Source organism: Faecalibacterium duncaniae (assembly GCF_010509575.1).
Taxonomy (GTDB): Bacteria; Bacillota; Clostridia; order Oscillospirales; family Ruminococcaceae; genus Faecalibacterium; species Faecalibacterium duncaniae.
Window position 1 is genome coordinate 1070626 of the sequence record NZ_CP048437.1, and the last position, 13735, is coordinate 1084360.

Consider the following 13735-nt stretch of genomic DNA (forward strand, 5'->3'; position numbering starts at 1 on the left):
TATGACCACTCGCATTCAGAATCTTTCCGACCTGCAGGACCGCCGCATTATGATGGAGAAGAAGCTGCCGGCCTTTGGCTACGCGCTCATTCTTCTGGTGGCTTTCCTCATGGTGTTTCTGGTGATCTGGAGCACCCAGAACAAGCGCACCTACGTCAGCCAGTCCACTGGCTCAGTGCAGGCGGCCAACAAGACCTATATCATGTCCAGTTACTCCGGCTCCATCACCGAGCTGAACATCTCGGAGGGCAGCTATGTCACCGAGGGCGACCTCATTGCCCACATCAAGAGCACTGATCTGGACATTCAGCAGGACAGCTACCAGAAGCAGCTGGACATCTACAAAAAGCAGAAGAGCCAGTACGAAAAGCTGCTCAAGTCCATTCAGGACGACAAGAACTACTTCAGCGAGACCGACATCGACGATCAGCCCTATTACTACCAGTACGAGAGCTACAAGAGCCAGGTCAGCCAGAAGGCGTTTGATGCTTCGCCCTATCAGGCCGCCGGTTACACCGATGAGCAGATCAGGACCATGATGGAGCAGAACCAGAGCGAGGTGGAGAGCCTGTACTACTCCACCCTGCAGTCCATTTCTGCCAACCTGACCAGCGTGCAGGCCAACATTGACAACATCGAGGCCCAGCTGGATGCCCTGAACACCGGCGCGAACGATTACTACATCTACGCTCCCACCTCCGGTGTCATCCACATGGACACCCCCTACAAGGTGGGCATGGTGCTCAGCGCAGGTTCCGCTCTGGCCACCGTGGCCAGCGAGAACAGCGACCTTGAGATCGTGGCGGCTGTCACCGTCAACGACCGGCCGCTGATCAATGTGGGCGACCCCTGCAAGATCGCCATCACCGGCCTGTCGGAGTATTCCTACGGCACCCTGACCGGCACTGTTACCTCCATCGACAGTGACGTGACCTCCAGCACCAACGGGTCCTACTACAAGATGACCATCAAGCCGGATAACACCTATGTCGTGAGCACCAGCGGCGACAAGGTGGATCTTTCCAACGGCATGAGCGTCACCGCCCGTGTGGAGTACGATGAACTGACTTACTTTGACTATGTGATGGAGGCCCTGGGCGTGCTGTTCCGCTAAGCGCCCGCCGATTCCACGCCCAAGAGGTACGAAAGAATGAAACTGAACCCGAAACAGCTGGCCGCCAGCGCGGCTCTGCTGGGTGTGCTGGCCTGTGCCGCCGCCCTGCCTGCGTCGGCTGCCGGCCCTGTTACCACGCCGCTGGCCCTCACGCTGCCCAAGGTGAGCTTTCCCTGGGATAAAGTTACCGCCGAGAGCATCGAGACCGGCAGCTACGATGCCGCCCCGCTGGCGGGCACGGCCCAGCAGCTCTCCCCGGTGACCACCCCCGCCAATGCCGCCAGCAAGAACGGCGTGACCTATGTCTCTGATAACCCCAATGTTGTCTCAGTGGACAGTGAGGGCGTGGCGCAGGCTGTGGGCCTGGGTACGGCCAACATCACCGCCACCTGCGGCGGGGTGAGCTGCACCTATACCATCACCCCCCAGCCGGATGCCAGCATGATCGCCACCGAAATGGATATCACCCTTGCATCCAGCACCATTGCCGTGGGCGAGACCACCAGCCTTTCGCTGGCGGTGCTGCCCACCTCGGCGGCCAACTATATCAACGTCAGCCTGAGCTCTTCCAATGAGAAGGTGGCCACCGTCAACAACTTTGGCAAGGTGACCGGCGTTGCCCCCGGCAAGGCCACCATCACCGCCACGGACGGCAACGTGAGCTGCACGGCCACCGTTACGGTGGTTGCGGCCAACACCAGCACCGTCTCCAGCCAGTCCATCTCCCTGAACACCAACTATGTGGTGCTCAAGCCGGGCTCCTCCAAGACCATCACCGGCAAGGTGTCGCCCGCCTCCGCCAGCCAGAGCCTGACCTTCAAGAGCCAGGACAAGAGCATTGCCACCGTCAGCAGTTCCGGTGTCATCACCGGCGTTGCCACGGGTGCCACCTCCGTGGTGGTCTCCAACGGCACCGCCTCCACCTCAGTCACGGTCATCGTCAACCGCACCGCCTCCACCTCCGGCAGCAGCAGCGATACCAGCGGTGAGGGCACCGAGGACAACGTCACCACCGATGCCACTGTTGCCGCCATCCAGAACGCCGCAGGGGAGGAAGTGTCCCTCTATCAGAGCGACGTGCCTGCCATCACCGGCGAGATCCTGAGCGCCCTGCGCACCACGGGCCGCAGCCTGATCGTGCTGGGCGAGGATTATACCCTGCGGATCGATGGCACCAGCATCAAGAGCACCCAGGGCGGGTTCAGCACCGCCCTGACCTTTGCCCCCGATGAAAACGGCCTGAGTTTCCAGCTGGGCGAAAGCGGCGCGCTGCCCTGCGTGGTGCAGATCACCCTGACCGGTGAGAACGCCGCTTACAGCCGCCTGTATCTGCACAACACTGCCAGCGAAAAGTGGCAGTTCCTGAACAGCTACAAGGATGGCACCATCACCGCCGATATGGCTGGCAGCTACCTGCTGACCAACCAGAATCTGCGCTTCACCAATATCAACTGGACCTTCTTCATCGCCGCCGGCGCGCTGACCGTGGTCTGCCTGATCGTGTATATCGCCGTCAAGAAACGGTATTGGTTCTGGTAATTATAACTGTGCGTAATAAAACCTCCCGCTCATTCGAGTGGGAGGTTTTGTGTTTATCGGAAGTTCTTGACAATCAAAATACAATGTGATATGATTTTGATATCAGAAAGAAACTTCAGAACCCTGTAAAGGAGGGCCATTTTATGGAAGAGAAGATCTTACAGACCAAGAAGAACGGCATGACCATGCTTCTGCTGACCCTGCTGGGTTATGTGGCTGCGGTTGTGGTGGGCGGCATCGGTTTTGTAATGCTGTATACTACCTTCCTGGGGTTTATCCCGCTGGCGATCGCTGTCATCTATGCCATCATCGGTATTTTCCTGTTCGCGGGCCTGAAAGTCCTCAAGCCCGAGGAAGCGCTGGTGCTGACCCTGTTCGGTGATTACATCGGCACCCTGAAGGGGGAGGGCTTCTACTGGGTCAATCCCTTCTGCACTGCCGTCAACCCGGCTGCGGGCACGGTCCTGAGCCAGAGCGGTGATGTTCAGCAGCGCCCTGTGGTGCAGGCTGACCGTGAGAAGGACGGCAAGAAGATCTCCCTGAAGGTGATGACCCTGAACAACTCCCGCCAGAAAATCAACGATTGCCTGGGCAACCCGGTGGAGATCGGCATTGCGGTCATCTGGCGGGTGACCGACACCGCCAAGGCCGTGTTCAATGTAGACAACTACAAAGAGTACCTGTCCCTGCAGTGTGACAGCGCCCTGCGCAACGTGGTGCGCATCTACCCCTACGATGTAGCCCCCAACGTGGACACCACCGGCGATGGTGTGGCCGATGAGGGCAGCCTGCGCGGCTCCTCGGAAGTGGTGGCAAAGCGCATCCAGGGCGAGATCCAGAAGAACGTCACCGCCGCCGGGATCGAGATCATCGAAGCCCGCATCACTTATCTGGCCTACGCCCCCGAGATCGCGGCGGTCATGCTGCAGCGTCAGCAGGCAAGCGCCATCATTGATGCCCGTAAGATGATCGTGGACGGTGCCGTGGGCATGGTGGAGATGGCGCTGGATCGCCTGAGTGAGAACAAAGTGGTGGAACTGGACGATGAGCGCAAAGCGGCAATGGTCTCCAACCTGCTGGTGGTGCTCTGCGGCAACCGTGACGCGCAGCCCATTGTGAACAGCGGCAGCCTGTACTGATGGCAGAGCCGAAAAAGCAGATCCCCCTGCGCCTGAATGCGAAGCTCTACGATGCCCTTGCCGCATGGGCTGAGGATGACTTCCGCTCGGTGAACGGGCAGATCGAGTATCTGCTCACTGAGTGTGTGCGTCAGCGCAAAAAGAACGGCAAGTACGTCTCTGACCAGATCGACGTGCCGCCCGAACTGGATATCAAGTAAAAAATAAATGGCTCGACGTTCTGTATAGCGTCGAGCCATTTTTGCATAGGATCAAATTTGAAGGGAAAACTTGCCCGTACTGCCAAGGGCTCCCCTACTAGGGGAGCTGGCGAGCGTATGCGAGACTGAGAGGTTTAATTCGTATGCTCGCTCCACCCGCTGGAGGTGACCACTTCGCCATCGGTGGTGCACCAGAGGGCTTCCACGCCGTCCAGCGATTCCACGAGCTGCTTACCCTCTTCCAGAGGCAGGCAGAACAGGCCGGTGGTCAGGCAGTCGGCCACACCGGAGTCCGGAGCCAGCACGCTCACGCCGTCAAAGTAGGCGGCGGGCCAGAGGGTGGCGGGGTCGATGAGGTGGTGGTAGCGCACACCGTCCACAACGTAGTAGCGCTGGTAGTCGCCGCTGGTCACGAGGGAAAGGTCACTCATCTTGACGGCGGCTACAGTGGAGCTGCCGTTGGTGTAGACCTCGGAGGAGTTCCACGGGTTTTCCACGCCGCCTACCCACTGGGAGCCGTCCGGCTTGGTGCCGATGGCCCGCAGGTTGCCGCCCACGCTGATGAGGGCACTGGTCAGGCCCCGGGCTTCGGCGGCCTGTGCGGCCTGCTCCACGGCGTAGCCCTTGCCCACGCTGCCCACGTCCAGCGACATGGCTGGGTCGGCCAGATAGACCGTTTTGGCATCTTCATCAATGATGAGGTTGGCGATATCGCAGTGCTGTGCGGCGGCATCCAGCTCTTCCTGCGTGGGCAGCTGATTGTTGCTGTCGTTGTCATCGGCCAGTGCAGCCTCGCGGTAGTTGTGCCAGATGTTCAGCACACTGCCCAGCGCAATGTTCAGCTTGCCGCCAGTGGTGTCGTACATGGTCTGGGCCAGCTCCAGCATCCCGAGGATCTTGTCATCCACTGTCACCGGGGCAGTGCCCGCATTGTCGTTGATGGTCTTGATGTTGGTCAGGCCATCGTAATCATTATAAATATCATAGAGCTGGTTGTACTCCACAAGGTCGGCGTGGAGTGCGTCCATCTGGGCTGTGAACTCTTCCTCGTTGTCGCAGTAGGCGATGACCTGCGTCACGGTGTCGAACACATCATAGAACACGGTGGAGTAGCGCTGCGGGCCATCGGCGGCGCTGGAGGCGGTGGAGCCGGAGGTGCTGCCGCAGCCAGCCAGCAGGCTCAGGCTGAGCGCAGCCGCCAGCAGGGCAGAAAAAATACGCTTGGTCATCATGCTTTGGCGGTCTCCTTTGCGGCGGTAAAGGCGGTGTGCTCTTCCTGCAGATGTGCCAGCAGGTCACCGAACACCCAGCTCTTGCTGGTGGGGGTCACAACGGCCTTGAGGGGGATGTTCACCTGTGCCTGCTTCATCAGGTCGAGCAGGGTGTCCACATCCTTATCCTTGAAGTTGGCCAGCACCAGCGCCGGGGGATAAGCACCCGGCTCCAGCACCAGGGTGCGGGTGGTCTTGACCTCCACCTCGCCCAGCAGCTGGGCCACGGTCCTGCCTGCATCGGCAGGGGAGACCAGCTGCAGCTTCATCCCGAAAGCGGGGGCCATCCCCTCCAGGATGCCCCGGTCGGCGGCAGAAAGGTTCCAGCCCAGTGCCAGCGGGATGCCGGCATTCTGGTTGCGTGCAATGTGAGCTTTCATAGAAATACCTCGTTTCAAGGGTGAATTCAAAATACACCATAGTATACCATATTTGATGACAAAAGAAAACAACCCCCTCAGTCACGCTGCCGCGTGCCGAGAGGGTCGTTCCATTCTCAGTTCATCTTCTTGCCAAAGAACTCGACTTCTTTGGTGATAAAGCCCATCAGTTCATCGAACTGGTCGGGGGTCAGGCTCTGGGCACCATCGCACTTGGCCTTGGCGGGGTTGTTGTGCACTTCGATCATCAGACCGTCGGCACCGGCGGCCACAGCGGCCTTGGCCAGCTGGGGCACCATCCAGGCGTGGCCGCAGGCGTGGCTGGGGTCCACCACAACGGGCAGGTGGGTCATTTTGTGGAGCATGACCACACCGGCCAGGTCCAGGGTGTTGCGCATACTGGTCTCAAAGGTGCGGATGCCGCGCTCGCAGAGGATAACGTTTTCGTTGCCCTCGGCCATGATGTACTCGGCGCTCATCACAAATTCTTCCAGCGTGTTGGCCAGGCCGCGTTTGAGCAGCACGGGTTTTTTCTGGCGGCCCACGGCCTTGAGCAGCTCAAAGTTCTGCATATTGCGGGCACCCACCTGGATGAGGTCTACATTCTCGAACAGGGGCAGGTGCTCGGTGTTCATGATCTCGGTGACGATGGGGGAGCCGGTGGCGCGGCGGGCCAGCTTGAGCAGGTCCAGGCCCTCGCTCCGCATTCCCTGGAAGGAGTAGGGGGAAGTGCGGGGCTTGAACGCGCCGCCGCGCAGCAGGGAAGCGCCTGCATCCTTGACGCGCTGGGCGCAGTAGGTGATCTGCTCCTCGCTCTCGATGCTGCAGGGGCCTGCAATGACGGCGAAGTTGCCGCCGCCGATCTTCACGCCGTTGACATCGATCACGCTGTCGTCGGGGTGGAACTTGCGGTTGGCTTTCTTGTAAGGCTCAGACACGCGGCGGCAGGTCTCGACCACGGGGTTGGCCAGCACCCAGCTCTCGGCAATGGCCTTGGTGTCGCCGATCAGGCCCAGAATGTGGGTGTCGCTGCCCTTGGAGTCGTTGATCTGCAGCCCCATATCCTGCAGCTCGTGGCAGAACTCGCGGACCTGTGCGTCAGGGGCATCCTGTTTCAGTACAATGATCATGGTGGTCGTCTCCTTATCCTTCTCACACAAACGGCACAGGAGACCGGCTCCATTGCCGTGATTTATTTTCGTGAAGTTCAGTTTCCTGAAGCATGGGCCTATGATAACACTTCAGGGAACTGAAGTCAAGAGAAATTTTGAAATTTAGGAAAGAAAGTGGTAGAATAGGGGCAGCCTGAGAGGGTAAGGAGTTTACAAGGAGCGATCATCAATGGGAAAAGAAGCAAAAACGAATGCCATGCGCATCCTGGAACGGGCCAAGGTGCCCTATACAGCCCACGAATATGCCCACGAGGAGGGCGTGGCGGTGGACGGCGTGACCGTGGCCGCCAGCATGGGGGAGGACCCGGCTTGCGTATATAAGACGCTGGTGACCCAGGGCAGCAGCAAAAACTACTTTGTGTTCGTCATTCCGGTGGCGGCAGAGCTTGACCTGAAGGCCGCTGCCCGCAGCGTGGGCGAAAAAAGCGTAGCCATGATCCATGTGGCCGATATCAATAAGGTCACCGGCTATGTGCGCGGCGGCTGCAGCCCGGTGGGTATGAAAAAGCAGTACACCACCGTGTTTGATGAAAGCGTGCTGGCTCAGGAAAAGGTCTATGTCTCCGGCGGCCGCATTGGTACGCAGGTGTGCTGCGCACCCGCCGACCTCATCCGGGCAGCAAGGGCAGCAACAGCGAAGATCATCTTCTAAGGTAAAACGCCCTTACTGCCAATGCAATGACGGAGAGGCTGTACAGAGCGGGGCCTGTCCCAGTGAGATAAAACTTACTTTATTATATTTTCTAAAAAAGTCATACTTAAAAAGAAATACGGTGTCGAAACTGCACAAAACTTTTGAAAGTTTTTTGACGCGGGAGAACACAAGGGAGAAATTGCCCCAAGGGCCTTTGCAAAGTGGAATTTTTGCCGTAAACTGTATGTAGTACAGGGACGGTACCCCGGCGGATGCCGGGTGCCGCCTGAAAAAGCGCAGAGCAAAAGGGGAACTTCAAAGATGAAGATGCTGTCGGGCTTCACAGAACAGAACACCATTCGTGCTGTTCAGGGGCATCGTGCAGCTTTGTGCAAAGCGCTGGGAGAGCATACGCAGAAATAAAGGCCGTGGTGCAGGTGTACCACAGCTTTTTTTTGTTTTGCAGACGGAGAAAGAGAGGTTCGGATATGATTCGGAAAGTTGCAGTGATCATGGGCTCGGACAGTGATTGGCCGGTGGTAAAGGGGGCCTGTGCCCAGCTGAAGGCGCTGGACATCCCCTTTGAGGCACACATTCTTTCGGCCCACCGCACCCCTGCCGAGGCCGCGGATTTTGCCAAAAATGCCCGGGCCAACGGCTTTGGTGTGATCCTGTGCGCGGCGGGCATGGCGGCCCATCTGGCCGGTGCCTTTGCCGCCAACACCACCCTGCCTGTCATCGGTATCCCGATGAAGGGCGGCGCGATGGACGGTCTGGACGCGCTGCTGGCCACGGTCCAGATGCCCAGCGGCATCCCGGTGGCTACCGTGGCCCTGAACGGGGCCAAGAACGCCGCCTGGCTGGCTGCCGAGATCCTGGCCCTGAGCGATGACACACTGGCCGGGAAGCTGGAGGCCGAGCGGGTGAGCATGGCACAGCAGATCGCAGCCAAGGAAGAAAAGCTGCAGAACGAACTGAAAGAGTTGTAAGGAGAACCAATGTCTGATTTTGCATATCCGCTGCACGAGGAATGCGGCGTTTTTGGCATTTACGACCGGGCGGGCACCGAGGACGTGGCCGCTGCCGCCTATTCTGCCCTGTATGCACTGCAGCACCGCGGGCAGGAGAGCTGCGGCATTGCGGTCAACGATGACGGTGTCATCCAGGGCCACCGCGACCTCGGCCTGGTGAACGAGGTGTTCACCCCTGCCGTGCTGGGCAGTCTTTCCACCCCCACGGCCCACATGGCAACGGGCCATGTCCGCTATGCCACGGCCGGCAGCCGGGTGCGGGCCAACGCCCAGCCCATGATCGTCCGGCATGGCCGGGGCACCATGGCCCTGTGCCACAACGGCAACCTGACCAATGCCCTGGAGCTGCGCCGTCAGCTGGAGAACGAGGGTGCCATCTTCCACGGCTCCTCCGATACCGAGGTCATCTGCTACCTCATCACCCGCAACCGCCTGCGGATGGGCAGCATTGAGACTGCCATCAGCAAGACGATGGATGTGCTGGAGGGTGCATACAGTCTGGTGATCATGTCTGCCACCAAGCTCATTGCGGTCCGGGATCCCCGGGGCTACCGCCCTCTGTGCATCGGCACCCTGCCCGGCGGCGGCTACGTCTTTGCCAGCGAGAGCTGTGCGCTGGATGCTGCGGGCGCGACCCTGCTGCGGGACGTGGAGCCCGGCGAGATCGTCATTGCCGACACCAAGACCGGTGAGCTGCGGAGCATCAAGGATCACTGCGGCCGCCCGGACACCCAGATGTGCGTGTTCGAGTTCATCTATTTCTCCCGCCCGGACAGTATCATCGAGGGCAGCTCGGTGCATGAGGCCCGCAAGCAGGCAGGCCGGTTCCTGGCACAGGAGCACCCTGTGGAGGCCGATGTGGTCATCGGCGTGCCGGATTCCGGTCTGGATGCGGCGCTCGGCTACTCACAGGAGAGCGGCATCCCCTACGGCATCGGCTTCATCAAGAATAAATACATCGGCCGCACCTTTATCCAGGGCAGCCAGAAGCAGCGCGAAAACAGCGTGCGCATCAAGCTGAATGTGGTGTCCAGCACCGTCAAGGGCAAGCGGGTCGTGCTGGTGGATGACTCCATCGTGCGCGGCACCACCTCCGCCCGCATCATCAAGCTGCTGCGGGATGCCGGTGCAAAGGAAGTTCACTTCCGGGTCTCGGCCCCCCCGTTCAAATACCCCTGCTACTTCGGCACCGACATCCCCGACCAGAAGCTGCTGGTGGCCACGGGCCGCAATGTGGAGCAGATCAATGAGATCATCGGGGCCGATACCCTGGGCTACCTGTCCACCGAGCATGTGGTGCAGCTGGCCAAGAACGCAAAATGCGGTTTCTGCACCGCCTGCTTTACCGGCGAGTATGCCGTGAGGCCGGAAGAGGTGCTTTCCACCGATATCCATGAACGCCACCTGAACGACCGTCCCAAAAACGAGAAAAAGTTAGGAGAGTAAGAAGATGGAAAAGAGCTATTCTGAGAGTTACGCAGCTGCCGGTGTGGATATCACCGCCGGTTACCGCTCCGTTGAACTGATGAAGCAGTATGTTGCCCGCACCATGAACGAGCACTGCATTGGCGGTCTGGGCGGCTTTGGCGGCCTGTTTGAGCTGGACTGCACCGGCTACAAGCACCCTGTTCTGATCTCCGGCACGGACGGCGTGGGCACCAAGCTGAAGATCGCCATGATCATGAACAAGCACGACACCATTGGCATCGACTGCGTTGCCATGTGCGTCAACGATGTGATCTGCGCCGGTGCAAAGCCGCTGGTGTTCCTGGATTACATCGCCTGCGGCCGCAACATCCCTGAGAAGATCGCCGAGATCGTCAAGGGCGTGGCCGAGGGCTGCGTGCAGGCTGATTGCTCTCTGGTGGGCGGTGAGACTGCCGAGCACCCGGGCATGATGCCGGAGGATGAGTACGATCTGGCCGGTTTCACCGTGGGCGTTGTGGACAAGGAAAAGATCCTGAGCAACGAGACCATGCAGGCTGGCGATGTCATCCTCGCTCTGCCCTCCACCGGTGTTCATTCCAACGGTTTCTCGCTGGTGCGCAAGATCTTTGATATTGATAACGATCCCGATGTTCTGCACACCACCCCCGCCGAGCTGGGCGGCAAGACCCTGGGCGATGCCCTGCTGGCTCCCACCAAGATCTACGTCAAGCCGGTGCTGAAGGTGCTGGAAGAGGTGGATGTCAAGGGCATCTCCCACATCACCGGCGGCGGCTTCTATGAGAACATCCCCCGCAGCCTGAAAAAGGGCTGCTGCGCCCGCATCAAGAAGGAGGATGTCCGCATTCCTGCCCTCTTCCACCTGATGCAGGAGACCGGCCACATCTCCGAGCACGATATGTTCAACACCTTCAACATGGGCGTGGGCATGGTGCTCACCGTTCCTGCCGCACAGGCCGACAAGGCGCTGGAGATCCTCCACGCCAACGGCGAGCCCGAGGCTTACAAGCTGGGTGTCATCGCTGAAGGGGACGGTGTGGAACTGTGCTGAACGTAGCTGTGTTGGTTTCCGGCGGCGGCACCAATCTGCAGGCCCTGCTGGACAGCGAAGCCCGGGGCGAGAACCCCAACGGGAAAATCACGCTGGTCGTGGCCTCCAAGCCCGGTGTCTACGCGCTGGAGCGGGCCGCAAAGGCCGGTGTGGAGGGTGTTGTGGTCCGCCGCAAGGATTACGAGAACAGTGAGGCCTTTGACGCAGCCCTGCTGGAAACGCTGAAAAGCCACAACATCGATCTGGTGGTGCTGGCCGGGTTCCTTTCCGTGCTGGGCCCCAGTGTCATTGAAGCCTATCCCCGCCGCATCCTGAATGTTCACCCGGCGCTCATCCCGTCCTTCTGCGGGCCCGGCATGTACGGCCTGCGCCCCCATCAGGCTGCTCTGGCCCGGGGCTGCAAGGTGACCGGTGCCACCGTCCACTTTGTCAACGAGGAGTGCGACGGCGGCCCCATTCTGCTGCAGAAGGCAGTGGAGATCCTGCCCGGCGACACCCCCGAGGTGCTGCAGAAGCGGGTGATGGAACAGGCCGAGTGGAAGCTGCTGCCCAAGGCAGTTGCCATGGTGTGCAGCGGCGAGATCGAGTAAAAACTCCTTCCGTCACGCCTGACGGTGTGCCACCTCCCTCAAGGAGGGAGGCTTGAGGCTCCCTCTCCGAGGGGGCTGTCGCCGTAGGCGACTGGGGGAGTTCCGTAATAGGAGAATTTGACATGGAAAAGATCAACCTGAACGATTATCTGGCCTCCAACGAGTATCCCGGCCGCGGCATTGCTGTGGCGATGGCCCCCGATGGCCGCCAGATGTTCATCGGCTACTTTATCATGGGCCGCAGTGAGAACAGCCGCAACCGCGTGTTCGACCCCGTGCCCGAGCGCGGCGGCATCTGCACCATGGCTGCAGACCCCGACAAGCTGGAGGACCCCAGCCTCATCATCTATAACCCCGTGCTGACCCTGGGCAAGACCCACATCGTGACCAACGGCGACCAGACCGATACCATTTTTGACCTGATGAGTCAGGGCAAGAGCTTTGCCGATGCCCTGCGCACCCGCACCTTTGAGCCGGACGGCCCCAACTACACCCCCCGCATCTCCGCTGTGGTGTACGCTGATGGCAGCTACCAGATGAGCATCCTGAAATCTGCCGACGGCAACGGCGACAGCGTCCAGCGCTATTTCTTTGATTACCCCCAGCCTGTGGCCGGTGAGGGCCATTTCATCAGCACCTACAAGCACAACGGAAACCCCATCCCCAGCTTTGAGGGCGAGCCCCTGCGCTTTGCCTGCCCCCGCACCATCGGCGATTTTGCCCATGGCCTGTGGCAGAACCTGAACCCCGACAACAAGGTCAGCCTGTTTGCCCGCGTCATCGACCTGGACAGCGGTGAGACCGGCGATATGATCTTCAACAAATACGATGCTGTCAACAGCGATCTGGACGACCCCGAGGAGCCTGAACTGCTGCCCGAGGAGCTGGAGCTGCTGGCAAAACTCGATGCCGAAGCGGAATAACGAAGACTTAAGGAGGATGCATCAATGAACGAACTCGCACTGAAGTACGGCTGCAACCCCAACCAGAAGCCCAGCCGCATCTATATGGAAGATGGCTCCGACCTGCCCGTGACTGTGCTGAACGGCAAGCCCGGCTACATCAATTTTCTGGATGCCCTCAACTCCATCCAGCTGGTCAAGGAGCTGAAGGCGGCCTGCGGCCTGCCCGCCGCCGCTTCCTTCAAGCATGTGTCCCCGGCGGGTGCCGCCCTGGGCCTGCCCCTGACCGATGTGGAGCGCAGGATGTACCACATTGCCCCGGACTTTGAGCTCTCTCCGCTGGCCTGCGCTTACGCCCGTGCCCGCGGTGCTGACCGTATGTCCTCCTTTGGCGACTGGATCGCCCTCTCCGATGTCTGCGATGTGCCCACCGCAAAGCTCATCCAGCATGAGGTCTCTGACGGCATCATTGCCCCCGGTTATGAGCCGGAGGCTCTGACCATTTTGGCCGGTAAGAAAAAGGGCAACTACAATGTGGTGGCCATTGACCCCGACTACAAGCCCGCCCCTGTGGAGCACAAGCAGGTGTACGGCATCACCTTTGAGCAGGGCCGCAACGAGCTGACCATCAACGCTGACACCATGCTGACCAACTGGGTCACCGAGAACAAGAGCGTGACCGAGGAGCAGAAGCGGGACCTGATCATTGCCCTTATCACCCTGAAATACACCCAGTCCAACAGTGTCTGCTACACCGCAGGCGGCCAGACCATCGGCGTGGGTGCCGGCCAGCAGAGCCGCATCCACTGCACCCGTCTGGCAGGCCAGAAGGCCGACAACTGGCAGCTGCGCCACATGGACAAGGTGCTGAATCTGCCTTTCCGTGACGATGTCGCCAAGCCCAACCGCGACAATGCCATTGATGTGTATATCGGTGACACCCCCGAGGATGTCATCGGCGACGATGTCTGGGCCGAGACCTTCACCGAGCAGCCCGCACCCCTGACCGCGGAGGAAAAGAAAGAGTACCTGAGCCATGTTACCGGTGTCTGCCTGGGTTCCGATGCCTTCTTCCCCTTTGGCGACAACATCGAGCGTGCCCGCCGCTCCGGCGTGACCGCCATTGTCCAGCCCGGCGGCTCTATCCGCGACCAGCAGGTCATTGACACCTGCAATAAGTACGGCATTGCCATGGCGTTCTGCGGCATCCGGCTGTTCCATCACTAAAAGAGACGGGTTAAACCTCTCAGTCGCGGGCTTCGAGCG

At 60.0% G+C, this 13735-nt stretch carries 14 protein-coding genes; 11 read left to right on the top strand and 3 right to left on the bottom strand.

Features of this window, described 5'->3' with window-relative positions:
• The first annotated feature begins 1 nt into the window (after nt 1).
• The 4 genes from GXM22_RS05145 to GXM22_RS05160 all read left to right on the top strand — a co-directional run bounded on the left by GXM22_RS05145 (nt 2) and on the right by GXM22_RS05160 (nt 3992).
• Nucleotides 2–1114, top strand: coding sequence for an HlyD family secretion protein (locus tag GXM22_RS05145; RefSeq protein ID WP_005932162.1), 1113 nt, complete (start codon nt 2–4; stop codon nt 1112–1114).
• Between the two features lie 36 nt (nt 1115–1150).
• The gene (locus GXM22_RS05150) at nt 1151–2653 is read left to right on the top strand and encodes an Ig-like domain-containing protein (protein ID WP_005932164.1); all 1503 of its coding nucleotides are present in this window, start codon (nt 1151–1153) and stop codon (nt 2651–2653) included.
• Nucleotides 2654–2796: 143 nt separating this feature from the next.
• Nucleotides 2797–3792: an SPFH domain-containing protein gene (locus GXM22_RS05155; RefSeq protein ID WP_005932167.1), complete on the top strand. Its 996-nt coding sequence runs from the start codon at nt 2797–2799 to the stop codon at nt 3790–3792.
• A complete protein-coding gene (locus GXM22_RS05160) occupies nt 3792–3992 on the top strand; it encodes a type II toxin-antitoxin system antitoxin (protein ID WP_005932170.1) in 201 nt (66 codons plus the stop codon). The genes GXM22_RS05155 and GXM22_RS05160 overlap by 1 nt, the downstream gene beginning before the upstream one ends.
• Before the next feature lie 134 nt (nt 3993–4126).
• Here GXM22_RS05160 and GXM22_RS05165 read toward each other — a convergent pair whose 3' ends face one another.
• The 3 genes from GXM22_RS05165 to aroF all read right to left on the bottom strand — a co-directional run bounded on the left by GXM22_RS05165 (nt 4127) and on the right by aroF (nt 6773).
• Nucleotides 4127–5224, bottom strand: a complete 1098-nt coding sequence (locus GXM22_RS05165; RefSeq protein WP_099357219.1) for an FAD:protein FMN transferase — start codon at nt 5222–5224, stop codon at nt 4127–4129.
• On the bottom strand, nt 5221–5643 hold the full coding sequence (locus GXM22_RS05170) for a DUF3783 domain-containing protein (RefSeq protein ID WP_005932176.1): 423 nt from the start codon (nt 5641–5643) through the stop codon (nt 5221–5223). Before GXM22_RS05170 ends, GXM22_RS05165 begins: the two co-directional genes overlap by 4 nt.
• A 116-nt stretch (nt 5644–5759) precedes the next feature.
• Nucleotides 5760–6773, bottom strand: a complete 1014-nt coding sequence (gene aroF, locus GXM22_RS05175; RefSeq protein WP_035393988.1) for a 3-deoxy-7-phosphoheptulonate synthase — start codon at nt 6771–6773, stop codon at nt 5760–5762.
• Between the two features lie 211 nt (nt 6774–6984).
• Here aroF and ybaK point away from each other — a divergent pair, with 211 nt between their 5' ends.
• From ybaK to GXM22_RS05210, 7 genes are all read left to right on the top strand, one after another.
• A complete protein-coding gene (ybaK, locus tag GXM22_RS05180; protein WP_005932182.1) occupies nt 6985–7467 on the top strand; it encodes a Cys-tRNA(Pro) deacylase in 483 nt (160 codons plus the stop codon).
• Between the two features lie 470 nt (nt 7468–7937).
• Entirely contained in the window at nt 7938–8438 is a 501-nt protein-coding gene (purE, locus tag GXM22_RS05185) for a 5-(carboxyamino)imidazole ribonucleotide mutase (RefSeq protein ID WP_005932189.1), read from the top strand.
• 9 nt (nt 8439–8447) lie between these two features.
• A complete protein-coding gene (gene purF / locus GXM22_RS05190) occupies nt 8448–9926 on the top strand; it encodes an amidophosphoribosyltransferase (protein ID WP_097770595.1) in 1479 nt (492 codons plus the stop codon).
• 4 nt (nt 9927–9930) lie between these two features.
• Nucleotides 9931–10977, top strand: coding sequence for a phosphoribosylformylglycinamidine cyclo-ligase (gene purM / locus GXM22_RS05195; RefSeq protein ID WP_005932193.1), 1047 nt, complete (start codon nt 9931–9933; stop codon nt 10975–10977).
• Nucleotides 10971–11567 carry a phosphoribosylglycinamide formyltransferase gene (gene purN / locus GXM22_RS05200; RefSeq protein ID WP_005932195.1) on the top strand — a complete coding sequence of 199 codons (597 nt, stop codon included), beginning with the start codon at nt 10971–10973 and terminating at the stop codon, nt 11565–11567. The genes purM and purN overlap by 7 nt, the downstream gene beginning before the upstream one ends.
• Before the next feature lie 122 nt (nt 11568–11689).
• On the top strand, nt 11690–12490 hold the full coding sequence (locus GXM22_RS05205; protein ID WP_035393990.1) for an IMP cyclohydrolase: 801 nt from the start codon (nt 11690–11692) through the stop codon (nt 12488–12490).
• Between the two features lie 24 nt (nt 12491–12514).
• Nucleotides 12515–13696, top strand: coding sequence for a phosphoribosylaminoimidazolecarboxamide formyltransferase (locus GXM22_RS05210; protein WP_005932199.1), 1182 nt, complete (start codon nt 12515–12517; stop codon nt 13694–13696).
• Nucleotides 13697–13735 lie beyond the last annotated feature (39 nt).